Origin of the sequence: Microbacterium sp. Root553, assembly GCF_001426995.1 — a bacterium.
Classification (GTDB): Bacteria; Actinomycetota; Actinomycetes; order Actinomycetales; family Microbacteriaceae; genus Microbacterium.
On record NZ_LMFY01000001.1, the window covers coordinates 2,313,260 to 2,339,187 of the forward strand.

At 68.3% G+C, this 25,928-nt stretch carries 27 protein-coding genes and 2 tRNA genes; 16 read left to right on the forward strand and 13 right to left on the reverse strand.

Annotated features, from left to right (window positions below):
* The first annotated feature begins 24 nt into the window (after positions 1-24).
* Genes ASD43_RS10750 through ASD43_RS10765 form a run of 4 tightly spaced genes read left to right on the forward strand, consistent with a single transcriptional unit; the run spans position 25 to position 5,123 of the window.
* Positions 25-1,200, forward strand: a complete 1,176-nt coding sequence (locus tag ASD43_RS10750; protein WP_056417234.1) for a cysteine desulfurase family protein — start codon at positions 25-27, stop codon at positions 1,198-1,200.
* A 9-nt stretch (positions 1,201-1,209) separates the two neighbouring features.
* Positions 1,210-2,307, forward strand: coding sequence for a tRNA 2-thiouridine(34) synthase MnmA (gene mnmA, locus ASD43_RS10755; RefSeq protein WP_082539355.1), 1,098 nt, complete (start codon positions 1,210-1,212; stop codon positions 2,305-2,307).
* 42 nt (positions 2,308-2,349) lie between these two features.
* On the forward strand, positions 2,350-4,665 hold the full coding sequence (ligA, locus tag ASD43_RS10760) for an NAD-dependent DNA ligase LigA (RefSeq protein ID WP_056419501.1): 2,316 nt from the start codon (positions 2,350-2,352) through the stop codon (positions 4,663-4,665).
* The gene (locus ASD43_RS10765) at positions 4,662-5,123 is read left to right on the forward strand and encodes a hypothetical protein (protein ID WP_056417240.1); all 462 of its coding nucleotides are present in this window, start codon (positions 4,662-4,664) and stop codon (positions 5,121-5,123) included. The genes ligA and ASD43_RS10765 overlap by 4 nt, the downstream gene beginning before the upstream one ends.
* Before the next feature lie 49 nt (positions 5,124-5,172).
* Here ASD43_RS10765 and ASD43_RS10770 read toward each other — a convergent pair whose 3' ends face one another.
* Together ASD43_RS10770 and ASD43_RS10775 are read right to left on the reverse strand one after the other, a co-directional pair.
* Complete coding sequence (locus ASD43_RS10770; RefSeq protein ID WP_056417243.1) at positions 5,173-7,020, reverse strand: DEAD/DEAH box helicase; 1,848 nt, start codon at positions 7,018-7,020, stop codon at positions 5,173-5,175.
* 47 nt (positions 7,021-7,067) lie between these two features.
* Complete coding sequence (locus tag ASD43_RS10775) at positions 7,068-8,765, reverse strand: long-chain-fatty-acid--CoA ligase (RefSeq protein ID WP_056417250.1); 1,698 nt, start codon at positions 8,763-8,765, stop codon at positions 7,068-7,070.
* A gap of 69 nt (positions 8,766-8,834) precedes the next feature.
* On the opposite strand from ASD43_RS10775, the gene gatC reads away from it, so the two are divergent.
* The 6 genes from gatC to ASD43_RS10805 are packed head-to-tail and all read left to right on the forward strand — an operon-like array spanning position 8,835 to position 14,386.
* Positions 8,835-9,134 (forward strand): Asp-tRNA(Asn)/Glu-tRNA(Gln) amidotransferase subunit GatC, encoded by a 300-nt coding sequence (gatC, locus tag ASD43_RS10780; RefSeq protein WP_056417254.1) that lies wholly within the window; start codon positions 8,835-8,837, stop codon positions 9,132-9,134.
* Entirely contained in the window at positions 9,131-10,648 is a 1,518-nt protein-coding gene (gene gatA, locus ASD43_RS10785; RefSeq protein WP_056417256.1) for an Asp-tRNA(Asn)/Glu-tRNA(Gln) amidotransferase subunit GatA, read from the forward strand. The genes gatC and gatA overlap by 4 nt, the downstream gene beginning before the upstream one ends.
* Positions 10,648-12,162: an Asp-tRNA(Asn)/Glu-tRNA(Gln) amidotransferase subunit GatB gene (gatB, locus tag ASD43_RS10790; RefSeq protein ID WP_056417259.1), complete on the forward strand. Its 1,515-nt coding sequence runs from the start codon at positions 10,648-10,650 to the stop codon at positions 12,160-12,162. The genes gatA and gatB overlap by 1 nt, the downstream gene beginning before the upstream one ends.
* 47 nt (positions 12,163-12,209) lie before the next feature.
* Positions 12,210-13,466, forward strand: a complete 1,257-nt coding sequence (gene dinB / locus ASD43_RS10795; protein WP_056417262.1) for a DNA polymerase IV — start codon at positions 12,210-12,212, stop codon at positions 13,464-13,466.
* A gap of 37 nt (positions 13,467-13,503) precedes the next feature.
* Positions 13,504-13,821, forward strand: a complete 318-nt coding sequence (locus ASD43_RS10800) for a hypothetical protein (protein WP_045255191.1) — start codon at positions 13,504-13,506, stop codon at positions 13,819-13,821.
* Positions 13,805-14,386, forward strand: coding sequence for a hypothetical protein (locus tag ASD43_RS10805; protein ID WP_082539357.1), 582 nt, complete (start codon positions 13,805-13,807; stop codon positions 14,384-14,386). The genes ASD43_RS10800 and ASD43_RS10805 overlap by 17 nt, the downstream gene beginning before the upstream one ends.
* Positions 14,387-14,404: 18 nt before the next feature.
* On the opposite strand, the gene ASD43_RS10810 is transcribed toward ASD43_RS10805, so the two are convergent.
* The 6 genes from ASD43_RS10810 to orn all read right to left on the reverse strand — a co-directional run bounded on the left by ASD43_RS10810 (position 14,405) and on the right by orn (position 17,047).
* Complete coding sequence (locus ASD43_RS10810; protein WP_056417266.1) at positions 14,405-14,896, reverse strand: DUF2017 family protein; 492 nt, start codon at positions 14,894-14,896, stop codon at positions 14,405-14,407.
* Complete coding sequence (gene clpS / locus ASD43_RS10815; RefSeq protein ID WP_056419508.1) at positions 14,893-15,186, reverse strand: ATP-dependent Clp protease adapter ClpS; 294 nt, start codon at positions 15,184-15,186, stop codon at positions 14,893-14,895. The genes ASD43_RS10810 and clpS overlap by 4 nt, the downstream gene beginning before the upstream one ends.
* Positions 15,183-15,530, reverse strand: coding sequence for a metallopeptidase family protein (locus ASD43_RS10820; protein WP_056417269.1), 348 nt, complete (start codon positions 15,528-15,530; stop codon positions 15,183-15,185). Before ASD43_RS10820 ends, clpS begins: the two co-directional genes overlap by 4 nt.
* Before the next feature lie 44 nt (positions 15,531-15,574).
* A complete protein-coding gene (locus tag ASD43_RS10825) occupies positions 15,575-16,204 on the reverse strand; it encodes a LysE family transporter (RefSeq protein WP_056417272.1) in 630 nt (209 codons plus the stop codon).
* Positions 16,205-16,308: 104 nt separating this feature from the next.
* A tRNA-His gene (locus tag ASD43_RS10830) sits at positions 16,309-16,384 on the reverse strand.
* Positions 16,385-16,420: 36 nt separating this feature from the next.
* A complete protein-coding gene (gene orn, locus ASD43_RS10835; protein WP_056417275.1) occupies positions 16,421-17,047 on the reverse strand; it encodes an oligoribonuclease in 627 nt (208 codons plus the stop codon).
* Positions 17,048-17,106: 59 nt separating this feature from the next.
* Between orn and ASD43_RS10840 the strand changes: the two genes are divergently transcribed.
* Positions 17,107-17,182: transfer RNA gene (locus ASD43_RS10840), tRNA-Arg, on the forward strand.
* Positions 17,183-17,226: 44 nt separating this feature from the next.
* Here ASD43_RS10840 and ASD43_RS10845 read toward each other — a convergent pair.
* Positions 17,227-17,496, reverse strand: a complete 270-nt coding sequence (locus tag ASD43_RS10845) for a hypothetical protein (RefSeq protein ID WP_056417278.1) — start codon at positions 17,494-17,496, stop codon at positions 17,227-17,229.
* A 204-nt stretch (positions 17,497-17,700) separates the two neighbouring features.
* On the opposite strand from ASD43_RS10845, the gene ASD43_RS10850 reads away from it, so the two are divergent.
* The 4 genes from ASD43_RS10850 (at position 17,701) to ASD43_RS10865 (ending at position 21,047) form a co-directional block, all read left to right on the forward strand.
* On the forward strand, positions 17,701-18,234 hold the full coding sequence (locus ASD43_RS10850; RefSeq protein WP_056417280.1) for a single-stranded DNA-binding protein: 534 nt from the start codon (positions 17,701-17,703) through the stop codon (positions 18,232-18,234).
* 44 nt (positions 18,235-18,278) lie between these two features.
* A complete protein-coding gene (locus tag ASD43_RS17415) occupies positions 18,279-18,776 on the forward strand; it encodes a DUF6993 domain-containing protein (RefSeq protein ID WP_200946585.1) in 498 nt (165 codons plus the stop codon).
* 95 nt (positions 18,777-18,871) lie between these two features.
* Positions 18,872-20,551 carry an energy-dependent translational throttle protein EttA gene (ettA, locus tag ASD43_RS10860; RefSeq protein ID WP_056417283.1) on the forward strand — a complete coding sequence of 560 codons (1,680 nt, stop codon included), beginning with the start codon at positions 18,872-18,874 and terminating at the stop codon, positions 20,549-20,551.
* 7 nt (positions 20,552-20,558) lie between these two features.
* Positions 20,559-21,047 (forward strand): acyl-CoA thioesterase, encoded by a 489-nt coding sequence (locus ASD43_RS10865; RefSeq protein ID WP_056417286.1) that lies wholly within the window; start codon positions 20,559-20,561, stop codon positions 21,045-21,047.
* Between the two features lie 67 nt (positions 21,048-21,114).
* Here the strand turns inward: ASD43_RS10865 and ASD43_RS10870 are convergent, their stop codons facing one another.
* Positions 21,115-22,002, reverse strand: coding sequence for an acyl-CoA thioesterase (locus ASD43_RS10870; RefSeq protein ID WP_056417288.1), 888 nt, complete (start codon positions 22,000-22,002; stop codon positions 21,115-21,117).
* A 51-nt stretch (positions 22,003-22,053) separates the two neighbouring features.
* Here ASD43_RS10870 and ASD43_RS10875 point away from each other — a divergent pair, with 51 nt between their 5' ends.
* Entirely contained in the window at positions 22,054-22,722 is a 669-nt protein-coding gene (locus ASD43_RS10875; RefSeq protein ID WP_056417291.1) for a hypothetical protein, read from the forward strand.
* Positions 22,723-22,744: 22 nt separating this feature from the next.
* On the opposite strand, the gene ASD43_RS10880 is transcribed toward ASD43_RS10875, so the two are convergent.
* The 3 genes from ASD43_RS10880 to ASD43_RS10890 are packed head-to-tail and all read right to left on the reverse strand — an operon-like array spanning position 22,745 to position 25,919.
* Positions 22,745-24,403: an FAD-binding dehydrogenase gene (locus ASD43_RS10880; RefSeq protein WP_056417293.1), complete on the reverse strand. Its 1,659-nt coding sequence runs from the start codon at positions 24,401-24,403 to the stop codon at positions 22,745-22,747.
* On the reverse strand, positions 24,400-24,891 hold the full coding sequence (locus ASD43_RS10885) for a globin (RefSeq protein ID WP_442922231.1): 492 nt from the start codon (positions 24,889-24,891) through the stop codon (positions 24,400-24,402). Before ASD43_RS10885 ends, ASD43_RS10880 begins: the two co-directional genes overlap by 4 nt.
* The gene (locus ASD43_RS10890) at positions 24,846-25,919 is read right to left on the reverse strand and encodes a mechanosensitive ion channel family protein (protein WP_056417300.1); all 1,074 of its coding nucleotides are present in this window, start codon (positions 25,917-25,919) and stop codon (positions 24,846-24,848) included. The genes ASD43_RS10885 and ASD43_RS10890 overlap by 46 nt, the downstream gene beginning before the upstream one ends.
* Between the last annotated feature and the right edge of the window lie 9 nt (positions 25,920-25,928).

Here is a 25,928-nt window from a genome sequence, read left to right on the forward strand (position 1 = left end):
CCAGAAATGCGGGAGAGTGGAGGGATGCAGCACTATCTCGACCACGCGGCGACCACACCGCTGCGCCCCGAGGCGCGGAGCGCATGGCTGGCCGCGAGCGAGACGGTGGGCAACGCGTCGTCCACCCACGGCGCGGGCCAGGACGCGCGGCGCCTTCTCGAGGAGTCGCGCGAGCGTGCGGCGGCAGTGCTCGGCTGCGATCCCATCGAGGTCGTCTTCACGTCCGGGGGCACCGAGTCGATCAACCTCGCGGTGCAGGGGCTCTGGCATGCGCGCCCCGTGGACACCGATGCCATCGTGATGCCGGATGCCGAGCACCATGCGACCGTGGACACGGTCGAGGCGCTGCTCGCGGCGGGGGCGACCCTGCGCTCCGTCCCGGTGGATCGCACGGCCGCGATCGATCTGGGCGTCTTCTCCGCTCGACTGCCCGGGGCGGCACTGGCCACCGCGCTGATCGCCAACAACGAGGCGGGGACGATCAACGACGCGGCCGCGCTGGCCGCCGCGGCGGCCGCGGCGCGGGTCCCGCTGCACCTCGATGCGGTGTCCGCGCTCGGGCATGTCCCGCTCTCGTTCCGCGGGCTGCGCGGCGACGCGCCCGACGCCGCAGGTCTCGTCGCGATGAGTGTCGCCGGCCACAAGATCGGCGCCCCCGTCGGAGTGGGCGCGCTCGTCGCGGCACGCACGGCCCGTCTCGCCGCGCTGCTGCGCGGAGGCGCGCAGCAGCGTGGTCTGCGTGCGGGGACCCAGGATGTCGCCGGTGCCGCGGCGTTCGCCGTCGCGCTGGAGCTCGCCGAGGCCGAGCGGGAGGCCGAGCATTCGCGGCTGCAGACGTTGCGGGATCGTCTGATCGACGGCACCCTGCACCGCGTGCCGCAGGCGCGGCTCCTGGGCGACCCTCACGAGAGGCTCCCCGGCAACGCACACCTCCTCTTTCCCGGCGCCGTCGGCGAGAGCCTGCTCTTCCTGCTCGACATGGCCGGCATCGCTGCGTCGACCGGATCCGCCTGTCAGGCGGGAGTGGCGGAGCCGTCGCACGTGGTGATGGCGATGGGACGCAGCGAAGAGGACGCGCGCAGCGTCCTCAGGTTCTCCCTCGGGCGCACGTCGAGCGATGACGACATCGCTGCGGTGCTCGACGCCATCGCCGATGCGTACTCGCGCGCATCCGGCTCCGGCTCAGCCGAGCGCTCGTAGACTGGGGGCATGAGGATACTTGCGGCCATGAGTGGCGGCGTCGACTCGGCCGTCGCGGCCGCCCGCGCCGTCGACGCCGGTCACGACGTCGTCGGCGTGCACCTGGCTCTCTCGCGTGCCGGCGGCACCCTGCGCACCGGTAGCAGAGGATGCTGCACGATCGAAGACGCGCTGGATGCCCGACGTGCGGCCGATCTCCTCGGCATCCCGTTCTACGTGTGGGACTTCTCCGAGCGTTTCCGCGAAGACGTGATCGCCGACTTCGTGTCGGAGTATCAGGCAGGGCGCACCCCGAATCCCTGTATGCGCTGCAACGAGAAGATCAAGTTCGCCGCCCTCCTCGAGCGCGCGATCGAGCTGGGCTTCGACGCGGTGTGCACGGGGCACTACGCCACCCTCATCCCGACGGAGGCCGGCCTCGAGCTGCACCGTGCGGCCGACAACGCGAAGGATCAGTCGTACGTGCTCGGAGTGCTGACGACCGAGCAGCTCGCCCACACCTACTTCCCGCTCGGCACGACGCCCTCGAAGGCCGTCGTGCGAGCGGAGGCCGCGGATCGCGGACTGACGGTCGCGCAGAAGCCCGACAGCCACGACATCTGCTTCATCCCCGACGGCGACACCCGGGGCTGGCTCGCAGAGAAGGTCGGCACGGCGACGGGTGAGATCGTCGATCGCACGGGCGAGATCGTGGGGTCGCACGAGGGTGCGCACGCGTTCACGGTGGGTCAGCGCCGCGGTCTCAAGCTCGGAGTCCCGGCGTCGGACGGCAAGCCGCGATTCGTGCTCGAAGTCCGACCGGTCTCGAACACGGTCGTCGTCGGCCCGAAGGAGGCGCTCGCGATCCGCGAGATCTCGGGCGAACGCTTCAGTTGGGCGGGGGCGGCTCCCGTGGAGTCGGAGTTCGAGTGCGAGGTGCAGATCCGCGCCCACGCCGAGCCCGAGCCCGCCCGCGCCTTCGTGTCGTCCGACGGCGTGCGCGTCGAGCCGGAGCAGCCGCTCAACGGCGTCGCACCGGGGCAGACCGCCGTGCTCTATGTCGGCACCCGCGTGCTCGGTCAGTTCACGATCGACCGCACGGTATCGGCGGTGCCGGTCGACGCGTAGCGCCTCCCTCGGGATGTCGGTGGCCGCTCGTAGACTGGGGTGGTGCCGGAGAACATCTCGCTGGAAGACGCCCGTATCGAAGCCGAGGAGCTGACCACTCGCATCCTCGAGGCGAAGGACGCGTACTACGGGCGCGACACCTCCGTCGTCGACGACGCCACCTACGACGGCTGGATGCACCGGCTCGAAGAGCTCGAGCGGCTGCATCCGGAGCTGCAGGGTCAGGATTCTCCCACCCAGATGGTGGGCGCGGCCGAAGCGACAGGGCTTGCGACCATCGAGCACGCCGAGCGCATGCTGAGCCTCGACAACGTGTTCTCGATCGACGAGCTCCGTGAGTGGGCCGCGAAGACGCGCGCCGCGGCCGGACGAGATGTCGACTGGCTGACCGAGCTCAAGATCGACGGACTCGCGATCAATCTGCGCTACGAGAACGGGATACTGACGTCGGCCGCGACGCGGGGCGACGGCCGGGTCGGCGAGATCGTCACCGAGAACGCGCTTCGTCTGCCCGAGATCCCCCGGGAGCTCAGCGGCGAGGGGCACCCCGAGATCGTCGAGGTCCGGGGAGAGGTGTTCATACCCGTGGCCGCCTTCGAACGGCTCAACGCCGCACAGGCCACGTTCCGCGAACGGGCCTATGCCGACGCGCTCGCTCGCTGGGAGGCACGGGGCGGGGCGAAGAAGCCGTTCGACGAAGAGAAGGCTCGCACCGCGGCGGCCCGGCGCTTCCCCTCGTTCGCGAATCCGAGGAACGCGGCGAGCGGCGGTCTGCGTCAGCAGATCGACAAGAAGGACGGACTCGAGCTCGAAGCGGGGATGCTGCGGATCGCATCCCTCGCGCTCTACGTGCACGGCATCGGCGCTTGGCCTGATCCGCCGGTCGCTGCGCAGAGCCAGGTCTATGAGCAGCTGGCCAAGTGGGGGCTGCCCACGAGCCCGCACACCAGGGTCTGCACGAGCATCGACGAGGTCGCGGCGTTCGTCGAGTACTTCGGAGAGCACCGTCATGACATCGAGCACGAGCTCGACGGCATCGTCGTGAAGGTCGACGAGCTGTCACTGCATGATGAACTGGGCACGACCAGCCGTGCGCCCCGCTGGGCGATCGCATACAAGTACCCGCCCGAAGAGGTGCAGACGAAGCTCCTCGACATCGTCGTCTCCGTCGGACGCACGGGGCGTGCCACACCGTTCGCCGTGATGGCTCCCGCGCACGTCGCGGGGTCCGTCGTCCGACAGGCGACACTGCACAACAAAGACGTCGTGAAGGCGAAGGGCGTGCTGATCGGCGACACGGTCGTGCTGCGCAAGGCGGGCGACGTGATCCCCGAGGTCCTCGGACCGGTCGTCGAGAAGCGCGACGGCACCGAACGGGAGTTCGTGATGCCGGTCGACTGCCCCGAGTGCGGCACGCCGCTGCGTGCGATGAAGGAGGGCGACATCGATCTGCGCTGCCCGAACGCGCGCTCATGTCCCGCCCAGGTGCGCGGGCGCGTCGAGCACATCGGATCCCGCGGCGCTCTCGACATCGAGGCGCTCGGCGAGGTCACGGCGGCGGCGTTGACGCAGCCCACGTCACCCGTCACACCCCCTCTCGAGACCGAGGCGGGGCTGTTCGCACTGACCCTCGACGAGATCGTGCCGATCGAGCTGTTCGTGCGCGATGCCGAGACCGGGCTCCCCAAGGAAGACGACGACGGACTGGTGAAGACCAGGGCGCCGTTCCGCCGCAACCCGACCGCGGCCGAGAAGAAGTCCGGCCTCGAGGGTCCTCAGCCCTCGTCCCAGGCACTCACGCTGCTGGCGGAGCTCGAGAAGGCCAAGACGAAGGATCTCTGGCGTCTTCTCGTCTCCTTGAACATCCGTCACGTCGGCCCCGTCGCCGCGCGTGCGCTCGCGCAGTGGTTCGGCTCGCTCGACGCCATCCGTGCGGCGTCGCGTGAAGAGCTCGCGGCGGTCGAAGGGGTCGGCGGCATCATCGCGGACTCGCTGCTCGCCTGGTTCGACGTGGACTGGCATCAGGAGATCGTGCGGCGATGGGCCGAAGCCGGCGTGCAGTGGTCGACCCCCGGGCACCCGGGGCCCGGCGCGGCGGTCGTCGAGGGCGGTGTGCTCGAGGGACTCACCATCGTGGCGACCGGGTCGCTCGACGGCTACACCCGCGACGGCGCGCAAGAGGCCATCATCAAGGCGGGCGGTAAGGCCGCGTCGAGCGTCTCGAAGAAGACGGACTTCGTGGCGGCGGGGCCGGGGGCAGGCTCGAAGCTCGGCAGAGCAGAGGAACTCGGCATCCGCATCCTCGACGCGGCGCAGTTCCACATCCTCGTGACCGAAGGGCCGGACGCGCTCGGATGAAGCGCTACGGACCGCTGATCGTCGTTCCCGGCGCGCTGGCCATCGGCGATCCCGGCAGGCACCACCTCCGGCTCACGCCGGATGCGGTGCTGTTCCGCAGGGGTACGGAGAACACCGGGACGGTCGCCTGGTCGCAGATCGATCGCGTGATGCTCGACGTGCCGACCACGCGCTTCCGGCTGCCCGGCCTCGTCAGCACCCTCGTGATCGGCGCACTGACGTTCCTGACTCTCGACAGTCTCGATCTCGACCCCGACGACGGATCGATCGAGGTGACGATAGGGGGCGAGCCGACCACAGCGCCACTCAGCCGCCATCATGTCGGCGGCTATTGGGCGCCAACGGTCGACGGGGCGCACCGACTGCTTCGGCATCTCATCGCGCATCCCGAGCAGCGCGCGCTGCTCGCGCGCCCGGAATCGCTTCTCGACGTCGCAGCCAAGCTCGCACGCAGATGACCCCCGGGCTGAGCCCGAGGGTCATCTGCACAGCGGCTGCGGCAGGCGGTCAGGCCTTGTGTCGCGGCTTGCGGAACGGCTTCTCGTCGCGGTCGCCCCGAGCGGGACGCTCGTCACGGTCGTAGCGCGGACGCTCGTCGCGACGCTCGAACCCGCCACGCGCACCGTCACGAGGGCCGTCATTACGGCGCGCCCCGGGCCCGCGGTCGGGCTTGATCTCGATGAGACGTCCCGAGATGCGGGTGTCCTTCAGCTTTTCCAGCACCGACGAGTCCATGTTCGCGGGCAGCTCGACGACGGTGAAGTCCGGGCGGATGTTGATCGCTCCGAAGTCATCGCGGCCGAGGCCTCCCTCGTTCGCGAGCGCGCCGACGATCTGACGCGGCTCGACCCGGTGACGGCGTCCGACCTCGATGCGGTACGGCGCGTAGTCACCGCGCCCGCGACGCTCACGCGGCTCACGGGTCTCGCGCCGATCGCCGCGGCCGCTGCTGTTCTCACGCGGAGGACGGTTGTCGAACTCGACGGCCTTCGAGAGGGCGTCGTCGGACGGATCGAGCAGCAGTGGTGTGTCGCCCTGCGCGACCACTGCGAGAGCCGCGGCCACGTCGGCCTCGGGCACGTCGTGGTTGCGCACGTAGTGGGCGATGATGTCGCGGAACTTCTCGATGCGCGCGTCGTCGCCGAGGGCGGCCGTGATCGCATCGTCGAACCGGGCGAGACGCGTCGTGTTCACGTCGTCCATGCTCGGCAGCTGCATCTGGGTCGGCTGCTGCCTGGTGGCCTTCTCGATCGCCTTGAGCAGGTAGCGTTCGCGCGGCGTGATGAAGCTGATCGCGTCGCCGGTGCGTCCGGCCCGGCCCGTGCGGCCGATGCGGTGCACGTACGACTCGGTGTCGGTGGGGATGTCGAAGTTGACGACGTGGCTGATGCGCTCGACGTCGAGCCCACGGGCTGCGACGTCGGTCGCGACGAGGATGTCGAGCTTGCTCGCCTTGAGCTGGTTCACGCTGCGCTCGCGCTGCACCTGAGGCACGTCGCCGTTGATCGCCGCAGCGGAGTATCCGCGGGCGCGGAGCTTCTCGGCCAGCGTCTCGGTCTCGTTCTTCGTGCGGACGAACACGATCATCCCGTCGAAGTTCTCGACCTCGAGGATGCGGGTGAGCGCGTCGACCTTCTGCGCGTACGACACCACGAGATAGCGCTGGGTGATGTTCGTGCCGGTCGCGGTCTTCGACTTGATGCTGATCTCTTCGGGCTCGCGCAGGTACTTCTGTGCGAGGCGACGGATCTGGGGCGGCATCGTGGCCGAGAACAGGGCGACCTGCTTCTCCTCGGGCGTCTGCGCGAGGATCTGCTCGACGTCCTCGGCGAAGCCCATCTTCAGCATCTCATCGGCCTCGTCGAGGACCAGGTACTGCAGCTGGGACAGGTCGAGCGTGCCCTTGGCGAGGTGGTCCATGATGCGACCGGGGGTGCCGACGATCACGTGCACGCCGCGGCGGAGCGCGGACAGCTGCACACCGTAGCCCTGGCCGCCGTAGACGGGGAGGACGTGGACGCCCTTCATCTTCGAGGCGTACGACTCGAAGGCCTCGCACACCTGCAGGGCGAGTTCACGGGTCGGTGCGAGCACCAGCGCCTGCGGGGTCTTCTGCGACACGTCGAGGCGCTCCAGCACGGGGAGCGCGAAGGCCGCGGTCTTTCCCGTTCCGGTCTGCGCCATGCCGACGACATCGCGTCCGGACAGGAGAGTCGGGATCGTCGCGGCCTGGATGGGGGAGGGGGTCTCGTAGCCGAGGTCCTTGATGGCCTTGAGGACGGGCCCGGTGATGCCGAGCTCCTCGAATCCAGGGGTCTCGGGGGCGTCAGTGGGCACAGCGTCTTCAGGAGTCACTGACCAAGGGTAGCGCCTTCCTAGATCCGATGCCTGTGAGGCCGCCCTCAGGAGGCGCTGAGCGCGAGCAGCCTCTCCCTGACCTGGCGCCGGAGCACCTTCCCGATCAGAGACTTCGGCAGTTCGTCGACGACGAAGACACGTCGAGGCACCTTGTACGGAGTGAGGATGCTGCGGGCGTACTCGCGGATGGCCTCGACATCGACATCCGCCGCTCCGTCGACCACGATCGCGGCCACGACCTCTTCCCCGGAGTGCTCGCTGGGGAGCCCGACCACCGCGGCATCCACGACGAGCGGATGCTGTCGCAGGGCGTTCTCGACCTCGGTCGGGGCCACGTTGAATCCGCCCGTGATGATGAGCTCCTTGATGCGGTCGACGATCCGGATGAACCCCGCCGGGTCGATCGTCACGATGTCGCCGGTGCGGAACCAGCCGTTGATGAACACGGCCTCGGTCTCCTCGGGCTTGCCGTAGTAGCCGGAGAACACCTGCGGGCCGCGCACGAGCAGCTCCCCCGGAGCGCCCTCGTCGACGTCGACGCTCGGGTTCTCGGGATCCACCACCCGGCACTCGGTGCCGGGGAGCGGAAGGCCGACGGTGCCGGGGACCCGGTTGTCCGCGACCGGATTCGCCATCAGCACCGGGGAGCACTCGCTCAGCCCGTACCCCTCGACGAGGAAGCCGTGCGTGGCGGCCTCGAACGGCACCACCAGATCGTGCGGCAGTGCCATCGCCCCGGAGATCGCCACCTCGATGCCGTCGAGGGAGACCCCCCGCTCCGTCGCGGCCATGAGCAGGCGGTCGGCGATCGGCGGCACCAGGGGCAGGAACGTCGCCGGATGCTTCTTCATCACGTCGAGGACCAGGTCGGGGTCGAACTTCGGGAAGAGCACGAGACGCGCTCCCATCGACATCGCGAAGGTCAGGCACAGCGTCAGGCCGTACGCATGGAACATCGGCAGCACCGCGTACACGACGCAGCCCTTGCCGCGCTGGATCGACGGCACCCAGGCACGGGACTGCGCCGCGTTCGCGAGCAGATTGCGATGCGTGAGCGCCGCGCCCTTCGGCGTGCCCGTCGTGCCCGACGTGTATTGGATGATCGCCAGATCGTCGGTCGAGGGAGTGGGGTGCGTGGCGGGGAGCGGTGCGGAGCGCAGCAGCGTCTCCCACGTCACGGTGCCACGGACGCGCGCGGTCAGCGCCGCGCGAGAATCACGGGCCTTGGCCACAGGCAGCCGGAGTGCGACGCGGGTGAGAAGCGGCATCGCCCGCGTCACATCGACCGAGATCAGATTCGTGACCGCGAGGTCGGCGGGGAACTCCTGGACGGTGGCGACGACCTTGTTCCACACGATCGCGTGCTTCGCCCCGTGGTCCTCGAACTGCTTGCGCAGCTCTCGCGGGGTGTAGAGCGGGTTGTGCTCCACCACGACCGCGCCGAGCCGCAGCACGGCGTAGAACGCGATGATGTGCTGAGGGCAGTTCGGGAGGACGATCGCCACAGGATCGCCCGCACGCACACCGAGATCGCGGAGTCCCGCGGCGGCGCGGTCGATCGCGTCCTGCATCCGCGCGTAGGTGGTCTCCCGCCCGAAGAACTGCAGCGCCGGGGCGTCGGGGTAATCCCTGACAGACGCGGCGACGATGTCGATCAGCGATCCGGACACGGGGGAGAGGTCTTCGGGGACGCCTGCGGCGTAGCTGTCGACCCACGGACGAGGAGGCTGGAACGAGCTCACCAGCTCAGCATAGGGGTGGGGGTGTGCTCACGGCGGGGCGACGGCAGGACCGCTGACTACACTGGAAGCGTGTCTGAAATCACCCCTGAACTCGTACGCCATCTCGGCGTGCTCGCGCGCATCCAGCTCAACGACGACGAGGTGACCCGGCTCACGGGCCAGCTCGACGCCATCGTCGACAACATCGCGAAGGTGTCGGAGGTGGCAGGCCCCGAGGTCGCCGCGACGAGCCATCCGATCCCGCTGAGCAACGTCTACCGCCCCGACGTGGTCGGCGAGACCCTGACGCATGAGCAGGTCCTCCAGAACGCACCGGACCAGGCCGACGGCCGCTTCCGCGTCACCGCGATCCTGGGAGAAGAACAGTGAGCGACATCATCCGTCTGACCGCGGCCGAACTCGCCGACAAGCTCGCGAGCCGCGAGATCTCCAGCGTCGAGGCGACCCGCGCGCACCTCGACCGCATCGCGGCCGTCGACGGCGACGTCCACGCCTTCCTGCACGTCAACGAGGGCGCACTCGACGCGGCGGCCGACATCGACGCCCGACGCGCGGCAGGGGAGCAGCTCGGCCCGATCGCCGGCGTCCCCCTCGCCATCAAGGACGTGCTGGTCACGACCGACCAGCCGACCACCAGCGGGTCGCGGATCCTCGAGGGCTACCGCTCTCCGTACGACGCCACCGTCGTCGCCCGCTCTCGTGCGGCCGGACTCATCCCTCTCGGCAAGACCAACATGGACGAGTTCGCCATGGGGTCGTCGACGGAGCACTCGGCGTACGGTCCGACCCGCAACCCGTGGGATCTCGACCGGATCCCCGGCGGGTCCGGCGGCGGGTCCGCCGCGGCCGTCGCCGCCTTCGAGGCGCCTCTCGCGCTCGGATCCGACACGGGCGGTTCGATCCGTCAGCCTGCACACGTCACGGGAACGGTCGGCGTGAAGCCCACCTATGGCGGTGTCAGCCGTTACGGGGCGATCGCCCTCGCCTCGAGCCTCGACCAGGTCGGTCCGGTCACCCGCACAGTGCTCGACGCGGGCCTGCTGCACGACGCGATCGGCGGACACGATCCGAAGGACTCCACGTCGCTGCGCGAGGAGTGGCCGTCGTTCGCGGATGCCGCCCGTGAGGGCGCTCGTGGAGACGTGCTCAAGGGGCTCAAGGTCGGAGTGATCCGTGAGCTGCCCGACAGCGGGTTCCAGCCCGGCGTCGCGGAGTCGTTCCGCAGCGCACTCGCCCTCATGGAGGCGCAGGGGGCGGAGATCGTCGAGATCGGCGCACCGCACTTCGAGTACGGCGTGGCCGCGTACTACCTGATCCTGCCGGCAGAGGCCTCCAGCAACCTCGCGAAGTTCGACTCCGTGCGCTTCGGTCTCCGCGTCACTCCTGACGGCAACCCCACCGTCGAAGACGTCATGTCGGCGACGCGAGACGCCGGTTTCGGCGACGAGGTCAAGCGTCGCATCATCCTGGGCACGTACGCACTGTCGGCGGGGTACTACGACGCGTACTACGGCAGCGCGCAGAAGGTCCGCACGCTCATCCAGCAGGACTTCGACAACGCATTCGCCGAGGTCGACGTGATCGCGACGCCGTCTGCGCCGACCACGGCGTTCAAGATCGGCGAGAAGATCGACGACCCGCTGCAGATGTACCTGAACGACATCACGACCATCCCGGTGAACCTCGCTGGAGTGCCCGGCATCTCGATCCCGAGCGGTCTCGCCTCCGACGACGGTCTGCCCGTCGGCATCCAGTTCATCGCGCCGGCGCGGCAGGACGCCCGTCTCTACAGGGTCGGTGCTGCCGTCGAGACGCTGCTGGTCGATTCGTGGGGGGCTCCGCTCCTCACCCGTGCACCCCAGCTCGCAGGAGGGAACCGCTGATGGCCGCCGCCAAGCTCATGGACTTCGACAAGGCCCTCGAACTGTTCGAGCCCGTCCTCGGATTCGAGGTGCACGTCGAACTCAACACGAACACGAAGATGTTCTCGGACGCGCCGAATCCCGCCAACGAGCTCTACCACGCCGCCGAGCCGAACACGCTGATCGCTCCCGTCGACCTCGGCCTCCCCGGGGCGCTCCCCGTCGTGAACGAGACGGCGATCCGTTCGTCGATCAGCCTCGGCCTCGCGCTCGGATGCTCGATCGCTCCGTCGAGCCGTTTCGCGCGCAAGAACTACTTCTACCCGGATCTCGGCAAGAACTATCAGATCTCCCAGTTCGATGAGCCGATCGCGTTCGAGGGATCCGTCGAGGTCGAGCTCGAAGACGGCACGATCGTGCAGATCCCGATCGAGCGCGCGCATATGGAGGAGGACGCCGGCAAGCTCACGCACATGGGTGGGGCGACCGGCCGCATCCAGGGCGCCGAGTACTCCCTCGTCGACTACAACCGCGCGGGTGTCCCGCTGGTCGAGATCGTCACGAAGGTGATCTTCGGTGCGGAGCACCGCGCCCCCGAGGTCGCCAAGGCCTACGTCGCGACGATCCGCGACATCGTGCGCAGCCTGGGGATCTCCGAGGCTCGACTGGAGCGCGGCAACCTGCGATGCGACGCCAACGTCTCGCTGCGCCCGCGCGGACAGGAGAAGCTCGGCACTCGCACCGAGACGAAGAACGTCAACTCGATGCGCTCGGTCGAGCGTGCCGTCCGCTACGAGATCCAGCGCCAGGCGCAGATCCTCGCTGACGGCGGCACGATCACGCAGGAGACACGTCACTGGCACGAGGACACCGGCACCACCTCGCCCGGTCGTCCGAAGTCGGATGCCGACGACTACCGCTACTTCCCTGAGCCCGACCTCGTTCCGGTGGAGCCGGCGCCCGAGCTGATCGAGGAGCTGCGCGCGCAGCTGCCCGAGCAGCCCGTGGCTCGTCGCCGTCGGCTCATGGCCGAGTGGGCGTTCACCGACCTGGAGTTCCAGGATGTGCGCAACGGCGGCCTGCTCGATGTCGTCGAGGCGACGATCGCGGCCGGGGCCGCACCGGCCTCGGCGCGCAAGTGGTGGACGGGTGAGATCACCCGCCTCGCGAACGCGCAGGAGAAGGATGCGGCGCAGCTGATCTCGCCGCAGAACGTCGCCGCCCTGCAGAAGCTCGTCGATGCGGGGACCCTCACCGACAAGCTCGCACGCCAGGTGCTCGAGGGCGTCATCGCCGGCGAGGGCACGCCGCAAGAGGTCGTCGACAGCCGCGGTCTGGCCGTGGTCTCCGACGACGGAGCGCTCATCGCCGCCATCGACCAGGCCCTGGCTGCACAGCCCGACGTGCTCGCCAAGATCAAGGACGGCAAGGTGCAGGCCGCCGGGGCCGTCATCGGCGCCGTGATGAAGGCGATGAAGGGCCAGGCCGACGCCGCGCGCGTCCGCGAACTCGTTCTCGAGCGCGCTGCGCAGTAACCGGGTCCCCCGGGCCTCATGTCGGAGGTCCGGGGGACAATGGTCTCATGGGACACGGTGATGGCAGAGGGCGCATCGTCTCGCCCGCCGACGCCGATGATGCAGGTACGAGCATCCTCCATGTCGACATGGATGCGTTCTACGCCGCGGTCGAGGTGCTCGACGACCCGACTCTTCGTGGGCTGCCGCTGATCATCGGAGCGCCCGATGGTCGGTCCGTGGTCTCGAGCGCGTCCTACGAGGCGCGCCGCTACGGAGTTCGCGCCGCCATGCCGGTGTCTCAGGCCTTGCGCCTGTGCCCCTCGGCGAGGATCGTGCCCCCGCACTTCCCTCGATACCACGAGGTCTCGCGCCAGGTGATGGCGATCTTCGAGTCCTTCACCCCTCTCGTCGAGCCGCTGTCGGTCGACGAGGCTTTTCTGGATGTCCGCGGCGTGCGCCGTCTGTGGGGGAGTCCCGCCCGGATCGCTCAGCTGGTGCGCGAGCGCGTGCACGATGAGGTCGGCATCACCTGCAGCGTCGGGGTCGCCGCGACCAAGCACGTGGCCAAGATCGCCTCCACGGTCTCGAAGCCGGACGGCATGCTCGTCGTCGCCGCAGCCGACACGCAGGCGTTCCTCGATCCACGCTCGGTCCGCGCGATGTGGGGCGTGGGCCCGAAGGCCGCTGAGGCACTGGAGGGGCGCGGCATCCGCACGATCCGCGACATCCGCACCGCATCGCGCCCCGTGCTCGACCGAGCCGTCGGACCCGCTCTGGCCACCAGATTGACGCAACTCGCCCGCGGCGAAGACGCTCGCTCCGTCGAGACCGAGCGCATCGAGAAGAGCATCGGTCATGAGGAGACGTTCGACACCGATGTCACCGATCGCTCGTACCTTCGGGCGGAGCTGCTTCGTCTCGCCGATCGGGTGGGCGCTCGACTGCGCAGGGCGGAATGGGAGACGTCGACCGTCGCCATCAAAGTGCGCTTCGACGACTTCCGCACGCTCAGCCGTTCGCTGACGCTCCCGGAGCCCACAGCGGTGAGTCAGCGGATCGGCGAGGCCGCTCAGGCGCTCTTCGACCAGATCGACCGGCGTGACCCTGTGCGGCTCGTCGGTGTGCGGGCGGAGAAGCTGCGGCCCGCCGGAAGGGGCGGTTTCGGTCTCTGGGACGACGACGAGGACTGGCGTCGGGTCGAGGGGGCGGTCGATGACGCCGTGGCTCGCTTCGGGTCGGCGATGATCGGTCGGGCGCGCCACATCGGCCGAGGCGAGGGCCGGGGGTCTGCTCAGCATCCGAAGGCGCACGGAGTGGATTGACCCCTCGACCGTGCGTCGACTGGGCTAGCGTGGGGGAATGCCCAACATTGCACTGGAACTCGGAAAGCAGACGGCGTCGTTCGGCGTGAAGAGCGCGTACGGCGAGACGCTGGATGTCGACGGCGTGAGCATCACTCCGGTCGCGTTCACGTATTCAGGCTTCGGCGGAGGCAGCGGCGACGGCGCAGAGGGTGGCGGCGGTGGCGGTGTGTCCGTGCCGGTCGGCGTCTACGTGCGCCGTGAGGAAGGACTCAGGTTCGAGCCGAACATCGTCACTCTGATCGTCGTCGCCATCCCGTTCGTCTGGACCGCAGGACGCGCTCTCTCTCGCATCATCCGTGCCCTCAAGAAGTGACGATCCCGTCGCGGCCGCTCTCGAGCTGGCCGCGACGTCGATCATCGCCGACGTGCGCGCCCTCGCCGCGTCGAACCCGGTCGTCCTGATCGATGGCCGCAGCGGGGCGGGCAAGACCACGCTCGCCCGCACGCTCGTCGAGCGGTGGCCGATCGCGGGACGCGTGCAGCTGATCGCTCTCGACTCCCTCTACCCCGGGTGGGATGGGCTGGAGGAGGGCGTGTCGCGCGCTCTCGACGGGATTCTCCGGCCGCACGGTCGCGGGTGCCTCGGGTCCTGGCAGCGCTGGGATTGGGGTGCGGGCACGGAGGCCGAGACTCACGCGGTCGATCCCGCCCTCGGCGTCATCGTGGAGGGCAGCGGGATACTCACGCCGGCGACGGCCGCGATCGCCGACGTGGCCATCTGGCTGGAGTCGGGGGAGAGCGGACGCAAGACACGGGCGCTGCGACGTGACGGTGACACCTATCGGCCGCACTGGGATCGCTGGGCGGCGCAGGAGCAAGATCACATCGTCCTCGACGATCCACGGGGCCTCGCGACGCGCGTCGTTGAAGTGCCATGACACCAGGGCGCGCCCGAGTCAGAGCAGTTCGTCGGCGGCCTCGATGATGAGCTCCAGGCGGTATCCGAGCCAGTCGTAGACTCCGAACCTCGCATCGTCCGGATCGTGGTCTTCGTCGGACTCGATGCCCAATCGCGCGGCGATCACGAGTCGCAGCGACGTGAGAGTGCGCATCCACGCGTCGACGTCCGATTCCGGGATCTCGATGACGTGCTCTTCGAACGCTTCGGACTGTGTGATCGCATCGAGGTCGGCTCGGAGAGCATCGAGGGCGGCGCGTACCGTGTCGGCGTCGAGGGCGCGGCGGTCCAGCAGATCGTCACGCGTCGTCTCCCGGAACGAGCGTGAGGCGTCGACATCTTCGGGGTACGGATCGGGCACGAGACGATCGATGGCGGGATCGGTGAGGTCGCGGCCGGCCCCGACCAGGTCGCGGAGGTCATCGACGAGGCGGGCCAGCTGAGCACCTTCGACCCTGGCCATCTCGATGTGCACGATGTCGCCCGTCATGCGGCCGATCTCCTCACGGTCGCCCAGAGTCCGTAGTCGTGCATCGCCTGCGCATGCACTTCCATGGTCTCGCGGGGCCCGGTCGCGACGATCGCGTGACCGTCATGGTGCACCGAGCGCATCAGTTGCGTGGCTCGCTCGACCGAGTATCCGAAGTACGTGCGGAACACCCTGACGACATAGCTCATCAGATTGACCGGGTCGTTCCACACGACGACCTCCCAGGGCTCAAGGGGTGCCGCGGACAGATCCGTGGTCTCGTCGAGGTCCGGCGTGGCGAGCGGCGTCATGCCCACCCCCACTCATGCAGCTGGTCGTCGTCGATTCCGTAGAAGTGCGCGATCTCGTGCACGAGAGTCGTGTGCACCTCGTCACGGAGTTCGTCCTCGTCGTCACAGGCCGCGAGGTGCGGCTCGCGGTAGACGACGATCCGATCGGGAAGCTCGCCCGACCCGTACTGAGTGCGTTCTGTCAGTGCCAGACCGTCATAGAGCCCGAAAAGGTCGAGGGTTCCGTCCTCCGGTCGGTCCTCGACGACGAAGACGACGTTCTCGAGGCCGTCGACCATCTCATCGGGCAGACGATCGAGCTCGTCGACGACGAGTTCTTCGAAGGGGGCAGCATCCATCTCCATCGTCTTCAGCCTATTGCCCGCCGATGTCGCCCGCGTGGCCGGCGTCAGTGCAGGAAGACGAGGAGCCCGGCGACGGCGATGAACAGCACACCGAAGACCGAGTTCAGCATGCGCTGTCCGCGGGACGAGCGAGTGAGCCTGCGGAACGGCCGCGCTGCCGCGGCGAAGAAGCCCCACATCACCGCGACGTCGACGACGATCACGGTGGCGATGAGAGCGAGGTACTGGGGGAGCTGTGGTTGATCGAGACGGATGAACTGGGGGATGAACGCGAGGAAGAACACGATCGCCTTCGGGTTCAGCAGATTCACCCAGAAGCCTCGTCTGATCATCGGCCAGTGTCCTTCACGGAGATCGACCGTCTCTTGGTCGACTGCATCCGGTGTGCTCGCTTTGGCGAGGATCAGCCGGACCCCGAGGAACACGAGGTACGCGGCGCCGGCATAGCGGATGACCGTGAACAGCACCTCAGACCGCGACACGATGAGCCCGAGACCTGCGGCGACGATGGCCGCGTGCACGACGAGGGCGAGCTGCTGCCCGATGATGCCCCAGATCGCACGTCTCCAGCCCTGGTTGAGAGCATTGGACATGGTGTTTATGGCACCCGCGCCCGGCGTGAAGCTGATCACCACGCACGCTGTCAGGAGTGAGAACCAGACGGCGAGGGACATCAGACAATCCTATGGGCGAGCTTCGGGAGTGCCGCCGACGGGCGACGTGAAATCAGAGGTGATACGAGAGAAGGCCCGGGTCTCGGACCCGGGCCTTCTCGCTGTGGGGTGAGTAACGGGACTCGAACCCGCGACATCCGGCACCACAAGCCAGCGCTCTACCAGCTGAGCTATACCCACCATGTGCCAACCGGAGTTGGCAACCAGACGAGTCTATTACATGTTGAGAGTGAACTCTGACACGGTGCGCGTCGCGATGTCGCGGGCGTCGTCGCTCGACGGCCCGGGCTCGTCGACGAACACCGCCTCGCGGTAGTAGCGCAGCTCGCGGATGGATTCGAGGATGTCGGCGAGGGCGCGATGCCCGCCGTCCTTGCTGGGGGCCTGGAAGAAGACCCGCGGGTACCAGCGACGCGAGAGCTCTTTGATGCTCGAGACGTCGACGTTCCGGTAATGCAGCCAGTTGTCGACCTGCGGCATGTACTTCGCGAGGAACATGCGGTCGGTGCCGATCGTGTTGCCTGCCAGGGGTGCCTTGCGCTCCACGGGGGCGAATCGCTTGATGTAGGCGAGGGTCTGCTCCTCGGCCTCGGCCAGCGAGACGCCGTCAGGGATCTCGGTGATGAGTCCCGAGGTCTCGTGCATCTTCGTGACGAAGTCGTTCATGTTCTCGAGCGACGCCGCACTCGGGCGGATCACCACCTGGAAACCCGGGTCGACCGGTCGCAGTTCGAAATCGGTGATGACCACCGCGATCTCGACGAGCTCATCGATGGAGAGATCGAGGCCGGTCATCTCGCAGTCGATCCACACGAGGCGGTCGTTCTCTGAGGCAGATACCATTTCGCCATCCTATCGACGGCTCCGACATCGCAGCCCGGGACGGTACGCTGGATGCGTGCGCCTCCGTAGCTCAGGGGAAAGAGCAGGAGCCTTCTAATCTCTTGGTCGCAGGTTCGAATCCTGCCGGGGGCACCATTCCTCCGCGGTTTCGCGGTCGTGAGCTGCGCGGTCGGCGGTCATCACCCGGCTCGGAGCGCGGCGACCGCGTCATCAGGGTTCCAGAAGTCGCCCACCAGACGGAACGTCGCGGTGGCGAGATGCAGACGCTCCGCGCGATAGCGGATGCCGAGCGGATGCGGCACGAGGCGCAGATGCCCCAGGACTCGGCCGTCGTCGCCCTGCACACGCCAGAGGTGGTCGGACGCGCGCACGAGGTGCGTTCGGGGACTGGACAGCCGGGGGGTCGCGTAGGGAACCTCGGGCAGGGACGTGGTCAGGGTGTCGGACATGGAATCTCCTCTCATTCCTCGAACATACGATCGACCACCGACATTACGATTCGCCCGGCGGACCGGCGGACGAGACCGCCTCTTCTGCACGATTCATGGGTTCACGAGGTTGTCCCGTCGTCGTGTGTTCGACCGCGGAACGCTGCCTCGACCTGACGCACTCTGGATCGATCCGGGGCAGTCCCGGGCCACAGAGGAGGCATCATGCACGACACGGTCACCATCGTCGGAAACGTCGCGACGGACCCCACGCAGGGGCGGACGGCAGGCGGCATCCCCGTCACGAACTTCCGGCTCGCGAGCACGCATCGACGCTTCGACGAGGCGACGCAGAGGTGGATCGACGTGGGGACGAACTGGTACTCCGTCGCCGCGTTCCGGCAGCTCGCGGAGAACGCGAAGACCTCGCTCCGTTCCGGGGACAGCGTGATCGTCACCGGGCGGATGAAGATCCGCACATGGGAGAACAACGGCAAGCAGGGCACGAGCGTCGACATCGATGCGGAGGTCATCGGGCACGATCTTCGCTGGGGGACGACCGCCTATCGGCGCAGCGCGCGGTCGACGTCGCCCGAGCAGGTCTCCCGCGGCACCGCCGGAGCCGGGCAGGCGGACGAAGTCGCGGGGGAGGGATCCGCCGAGCACGAGGAACGCGAGATCCAGACGCCGTGGTCGGCGGACGATGCCGACTACACCCCGAACGGCCAACACGAGGAGGAGGCGGCGGCCGAGCGATGACACACTCGGCGCACGCTTGCGGACGCGCACCCTAGACTCGGTTCGTGCTTCGACGATCGGACTCCCACGTAAGCCGCGTCCTCGGCGTGGTCGGCGCCACGACGATGCTGATGCTCGTTCTGGCCTCCTGCGGTCCGACTCCATCCCCGGATCCCGTGCGGTCGCCCGCGGTGGAGAGCCCCGGCGCCACCGAAGAGCCGGCGGGACCGAGCTATGTGCCCGACGGGACGGCCGATGACAATCTCCCGCTCTTCTCGGCCATCGTGGCCCAGGTCTGGGCATCCGATCAGCGGGCCTCGGGTCGGGCGTACATCGACGCGCTGATCGCTGCGGGCTTCGACCGCTCGGCGATGCAGGTGACGCAGGATTCGACGACCGTGGGCAACCCGGCGGAGAGCCTGCAGTTCTCCGTGCGGTGGGGCGAGAAGGAGTGCCTGGTCGGTCAGGTGGGTCCGTCCACCGGCGACCCGGTGACGGTCGTGCTGCCGCAGCTGGCCGAGGGGCGTTGCCTCGTCGGCACCACCCGTGCCATCGACTGGTGACGACCTTCGCCTGACAGCGCTCTCGGTGGTCCCGGCCGTAATCGCCGGTAGGCTGGAGTGTCGATCTTCGACGCCAACAGAAGGAGCGGTTTTCGGTGGCTGAGTACATCTACTCGATGGTTCGTGCGCGCAAGGCGGTGGGCGAGAAGCTCATCCTCGACGACGTCACGATGGCGTTCCTCCCCGGCGCCAAGATCGGCATGGTGGGGCCCAACGGCGCCGGCAAGTCGACGATCCTCAAGATCATGGCGGGTCTCGACACGCCCTCGAACGGCGAGGCCAAGCTCTCGCCCGGATTCTCCGTCGGCATCCTCATGCAGGAGCCGGAGCTTGACGAGTCGAAGACCGTGCTGGAGAACATCCAGGACGGGATCGCGATCAAGGCGAAGGTCGATCGATTCAACGAGATCTCCATGCTGATGGCGGATCCCGATGCTGACTTCGACGCTCTGCTCGCGGAGATGGGCACGCTGCAGGAGGAGATCGACTCTGCAGACGGGTGGGACCTCGATTCCCAGCTCGAGCAGGCGATGGATGCTCTGCGTACGCCCCCGGCCGATGCTGCGATCGCGCCGCTGTCCGGTGGAGAGAAGCGTCGTGTCGCCCTGGCGAAGCTGCTGCTGCAGAAGCCCGACCTCCTGCTCCTCGACGAGCCCACGAACCACCTCGACGCGGAGAGCGTCCTGTGGCTCGAACAGCACCTGCAGGCCTACAAGGGCGCCGTCATCGCCATCACCCACGACCGGTACTTCCTCGACCACGTCGCGGAGTGGATCGCCGAGGTCGACCGCGGACGCCTCATCGGCTACGAGGGCAACTACTCGACCTACCTGGAGAAGAAGGGCGAGCGCCTCGAGATCCAGGGCAAGAAGGACGCCAAGCTCGCCAAGCGCCTCAAGGAGGAGCTGGAGTGGGTCCGGTCGAGCGCGAAGGGCCGTCAGACCAAGTCGAAGGCTCGTCTCGCCCGTTACGAAGAGATGGCGAACGAGGCCGAACGGACCAGAAAGCTGGACTTCGAGGAGATCTCGATCCCGGCGGGTCCTCGTCTCGGCAGCATCGTCATCGACGCGAAGAAGCTCGAGAAGGGCTTCGACGGCCGGATGCTCATCGACGGGCTCAGCTTCAACCTGCCGCCGAACGGCATCGTGGGCGTCATCGGCCCGAACGGTGTCGGCAAGACCACGCTCTTCAAGACGATCGTCGGTCTCGAGCCCCTCGACGCCGGTGACCTCAAGATCGGCGAGACGGTCAAGATCAGCTACGTCGACCAGTCGCGGTCCAACATCGACCCCGACAAGACGCTGTGGGAGGTCGTCTCCGACGGACTGGACTACATCACGGTCGGCAAGACCGAGATCCCCTCGCGAGCGTACGTGTCGAAGTTCGGCTTCAAGGGCCCGGACCAGCAGAAGAAGGCGGGCGTGCTCTCGGGTGGTGAGCGCAACCGCCTGAACCTCGCGTTGACCCTCAAGGAGGGTGGCAACCTGCTGCTCCTCGACGAGCCGACCAACGACCTGGACGTCGAGACCCTGGGTTCGCTCGAGAACGCCCTTCTCGAGTTCCCCGGTTGCGCCGTGGTGATCACACACGACCGGTGGTTCCTCGACCGCATCGCCACGCACATCCTCGCCTACGAGGGCACCGACGAGAAGCCGGCGAAGTGGTACTGGTTCGAGGGCAACTTCGAAGCCTACGAGGAGAACAAGATCGAGCGCCTCGGTCCGGATGCTGCAAAGCCGCACCGTTCCACGCATCGCAAGCTCACTCGCGACTGAGTCAGCGATGACCGACCTGACACCGGGACCCCGCCTGCACATCCCGATCCATCTCCGCTGGGGGGATCTGGATGCGTTCAACCACGTCAACAACACCTCGATGCTGAAACTGCTCGAGGAGGCGCGCGTGCGCGCGTTCTGGCGTGCGGGGCCCGGTGAGCAGGCGCCGTCGACGGCCGTCCTCGACTCCGGAATCGACGAGGGTGTGCTCACCCTGATCGCCCGGCAGGAGATCGAGTACCTCGCGCCAGTTCCATACCAGCGTCGACCACTCGAGGTGCAGATGTGGTTCGGCAAGCTCGGCGGATCCAGCGTCGAGGTCTGCTACGAGGTGCACAACGACCCCGCATCCGAGCCGCGCACCATCTACGCGCGCTCGACGGCCGTGATCGTTCTCGTGGATGCGGGCACCGGGCGACCGACCCGGCTCACCCCGGAGATGCGCGAGGCCTGGGAGCCCTTCGTGGGACCGTCGATCGAGTACGCGCACCGTTGACCCGGCGGGGGTGCACGCTCCGCTGACTCGGAACGAGTGTGCGCTCCGCGGACCCGGCGGGTGGCCGTCACTCCGCCGTCGGCACCCTCACCATGATCTCCTGCGCCACCGAGGCGACGAGTTCGCCGGCCTCGGTGTAGATGCGTCCCTGGGCGAGCCCTCGACCGCCTCGGGAGTTCGGGGACTCCTGCAGATACAGCAGCCACTCGTCGACGCGGGCAGGGCGGTGCCACCACATCGCGTGATCGAGGCTCGCCACCTTCAACCCCGGAAGTCCCCAGAACAGCCCATGGGCGCGCAGGATCGACTCCTGAATCGTCATGTCGCTCAGGTACGCCAGCGCAGCGCGATGGATCCTCTGGTCGTCGGGGAGCGGAGCCTTCATGCGCATCCAGACCCCCTGCTGCGGCACACGGGAGTCGTCGCTCGGCAGGAACAGCGGCGAATCGATGTGTCGTACATCCGCCGCACGGTCGCTGAGCATCCGCGCCACGCCCGCCGGCAGTCCCTCGACACGCTGCTCGTCGGGGCGCAGGGTATCCGGCCCTGGCACGTCATCGGGCATCGGGACGGCGTGCTCGACCCCGGGGTCGGCGTCCTGGAACGAGGCGATCATCGAGAAGATCGGCACACCGTTCTGGTACGCCTGAGAACGGCGGGTGGAGAACGAACGACCGTCGTGGATCCGGTCGACGGCGATCGTGATGCCCTGACTCGCATCGCCCGGTCGAAGGAAGTACCCGTGCATCGAATGCACCGCGCGGTCCTCGGGCAGAGTGCGCTCCGCAGCGAGAAGACTCTGGGCGAGAACCTGGCCGCCGTAGATCCGCCCCGAGGGCATCGGGTGCGACGAGCCCGTGAAGATGTCCTCGGTCGTGCGGGCCTGCGTCGAATCGAGGTCCAGCACCGACAGGAGCTGTGCGACGGTGCTGATCGCGTGTGCGTCCGGGGTCATGGCGTCCTTCCCGCGACTGCTGCCGCCGCTGACCTTGATAGTTTAGAGGGTGTGCCGCACCAGCTCCTCCTCGCCGATCCCGAGACGTCGAAGGACGTCCTGACCTTCATCGGGCGAGCCACGCGCATCTCCGACGAGGGGGTGCGACTGCAGGCCACCGGAGGCGTTCTCGCCCTGACCGGCGCAGCGCTGTCGCCGCACGGACTGTTCGATCAGACGCCGACCGTTCTCGCCATGCGCATCGTGCAGGCGGATCCCGAACTCGAGTGCGACGTGGTCGTGGCAGCGCTCACGGCAGACGAGCAGGACGATCGCGCGCTCGTCCTGCCGGAGACGGGCCTCTCACCGGCTTGGGCGGGGATCGCCCCGCCGCGCGGCCAGTGGAAGGCGGAATCGAACCTCGCCGCGTCCGTCATCGCCCAGCGTGCTCAGTGGGGCATCAGCGCCGTCGCCCGCGGGGCGACTCCGGGGTCGGGGGAGGAGGCCGTCCGCGCCCTCCGCGCCGCGATCTGGGGTGAGCCGGACGAGGATCTCGGCGGGCTGCCGCGCGGCGTCGCGTTCGCAGCCGATGCGTTCGGGTTCATCTCCGGCGAGGAGGACGTGCCCGTCATGCGCTCCGGCCGCTGGACCAGGCTCGCGTTCCGCCGCGGCCACGTGCTCGCCCGCGGTCCGGTGGCGACCGGACTCACGGCCGTTCGCGGAACGGGCGCAGCGGAGTGACCGACCGAGGCGGTCACCCACTTCAGGCCGAAGCCGCGCGACCCGCCTGACGGCCCGAGAACAGGCATCCCCCGAGGAAAGTCCCCTCGAGCGCCCGGTACCCGTGAACGCCGCCGCCACCGAAGCCGCTGGCCTCTCCTGCGGCGAAGAGGCCGGCGATCGGTTCGCCGTCGAGCCCGAGGGCGCGTCCGTCCAGGTCGGTCGTGATCCCGCCGAGCGACTTCCGGGTGAGCACGTGCAGCTTGACGGCGACGAGTGGGCCGGCTGAGGGATCCTGCAGCCGATGCGGAGCCGCCGTACGGATGAGGCGATCTCCGCGATACCCGCGCATCGAGCGCAGCATCCCGATCTGCGCATCCTTCGTGAAGTCGTTCTCGATCTCGAGGTCCCGGGCGACGACCTCGCGGCGGACGTGATCGATGTCGAGGAACTCGCCCCCCGGATGCGCCGCCATCTGTTCGAGGAGCGATTCCAGATCGTTCTCGACGATGAAGTCCTCGCCCTCGTCCAGGAACGCCTGCACGGGGCCGGTGGGACCTTTCGCGAGTCGCGACTTCAGGAGCAGTCCCACGTCTTTGCCGGTGAGATCGGGATTCTGCTCGCTGCCGGAGAGCGCGAACTCCTTCTCGACGATCTGGCGCGAGGTCACGAACCAGGAGTGGTCATGGCCGGTCGCGCGCAGGTGAGCGAGGGTTCCCAGCGTGTCGAATCCGGGGAACAGCGGCACCGGCAGGCGGGTGCCGGTGGCATCGAGCCACAGAGACGACGGACCGGGAAGGATGCGGATGCCGTGCGACGGCCACACCGGATCCCAGTTGGTGATCCCTTCGACGTAGTGCCACATGCGGTCGCCGTTGATGAGCCGGGCTCCCGCGGCCTCCGACACCGCATGCATCGAACCGTCGACGTAAGCGGGCACGCCGGTCAGCATGTGCGCCGGTGGCGTTCCCAGATGCTCGGGCCAGGCGGCCCGCACGAGGTCATGGTTCCCGCCGATGCCCCCTGAGGCCACGATCGTCGCCCCGGCGCTGATCTCGAAGTCGGAGATCGCTCGCCGAGAGCTCTCGACGCCCCGCGCGGCCGCAGTCGATTCGAGGATCTGCCCTCTGGCCCCCGTGACCGCGCCATCGGTGACGACCAGCTCGGTCACGCGGTGGCGGGGGAGGATCGTGAGGTGTCCCTCGCGCTCGCCCTGCTCCACCGCCGCGGCGAAGGGCGCGACGATCCCAGGCCCGGTGCCCCAGGTGATGTGGAACCGCGGCACCGAGTTGCCGGGGCCGAGCGCCCCGTAGCCGCCGCGCTCCGCCCAGCCGACCACCGGGAAGAAGCCCACGCCCCGCTCGCGCAGCCAGGCCCGCTTCTCGCCGGCGGCGAACTGGAGGTAGGCCTCGGCCCAGCGTCGCGGCCACTCGTCCTCGGGCCTGTCGAACGCCGCCGTGCCGAGCCAGTCCTGCGTCGCGAGGGCCAGCGAGTCGCGGATGCCCATGCGCCGTTGCTCGGGGGAGTCGATGAGGAACAGTCCGCCGAAGGACCACCAGGCCTGGCCGCCGAGGTTCGTCCGGGGCTCCTGATCGATCAGGATCACGCGGCGGCCGGCATCCAACGCCTCGCTCGCGGCCACGAGACCGGCGAGCCCCCATCCGATGACCAGGACGTCGGCGGACTGGGGCGTGGTCGTCATGTGCTCTCCGTTGATTCCTGACGTGATCTCGTCTCGAGCGGGGATCGTCCCTCAGCTGGAGCGCCGATGCCTGACGGCTCGAATGTGTTCACCATGGCATATGCCGCGCGCTCGAGATAGTCCCACAGCGTGGATTCGTGCAGGGGCGACAACTGCGCCTCGTCCACCGCCGTCCGCATGTGTCGAAGCCACCGGTCCCGGGCGTCGGGGTCGACGTGGAACGGCATGTGCCGCATCCGCAGTCGGGGGTGCCCCCGAGTCTCGCCGTAGGTGGTCGGCCCTCCCCAGTACTGCTCGAGGAACATCAGCAGACGCTCTTCCGCCGGCCCGAGGTCGTCTTCGGGGTACATCGGCTTGAGGACCGGATCCCGTGCGACCTCCCGGTAGAAGACCGCGACGATCTTCGCGAAGGTCTCTCGACCGCCCACTTCGTCGTAGAAGGTCACTTCTGGGGACTCCCGTCGTCGTTCGTCTTCTTGCGCCGCCAGATGCCGCGATCCGGGATGACGGGCACGCCCGTGACGGCATTGGGCCGCGTCCTGGGGGGATTGGCCCCGCGCACCCGGCGCGCACCGTCGAGCCCGGTCGGCACGACCGTCGTCATGCTCGGGAAGTCGATCGCGTGCTCGCGCATGGTCGTGCGCAGACGCTTGCGCAGCTCCTGCGCGACGTCGTCCTTCGCATTCGCGCGCGCCTTGATCACGAGCCGCACGACCAGGGCATCGCCGTCGATCGACTCGAGGCCCCACAGCTCGGGCTTCTCGACGATGCGGGTGCGCCACTTCGGGTCTTTGGCCAGGCCCTGCGCGGTCTCGAGCATGAGCTTCTCGACCTGGTCGAGGTCGGAGTCCACGGGGACGCCGAGGTCGATGATCGCCCGCGCCCATCCCTGAGACATGTTGCCGATGCGCAGCACCTCGCCGTTGCGGACGTACCAGAGCGTTCCGTTGACATCACGCACCTGGGTGATCCGGACGCTGACGTACTCGACGACGCCCGAGGCGAGCCCGAGGTCGACGACATCGCCGATGCCGATCTGGTCCTCGGCCACGATGAAGATGCCGTTCAGCACGTCCTTGACGATGTTCTGCGCTCCGAAGCCCAGGCCGGCGCCGACGGCGGCCGTCAGCAGCGTGAGCGAGCCGAGCAGGCTGTTGTCGAGCGCATTCACGATGAGGACCAGCGCGATCACCACGAGCATCACGTTGACGATGTTCTGCAGGATGGTGCCGAGGGTGCGGGTCCTCTGCACCAGACGCATATCGGCGAGAGGGGAGCGCTCCAGCGCCTGGGTGTCGTCGACGTCCGCCTTGGTCTTCGCCGAATCGACGATGCGGTGCACCACCCGGCGGATCACCACGCGCAGCACGAGTGCGATGAGCACGCACGCGACGATGATGATGCCGACGCTGAGGGCCCTGCCGCCGATGACGCCGAGGACATCGAGCGTGCTGGCCCACCATTTCGGCAGGTCGGCGGGGGCGGGCTCGGGGGTGACTTGGAATGGCTGCATCATCACCTCCAG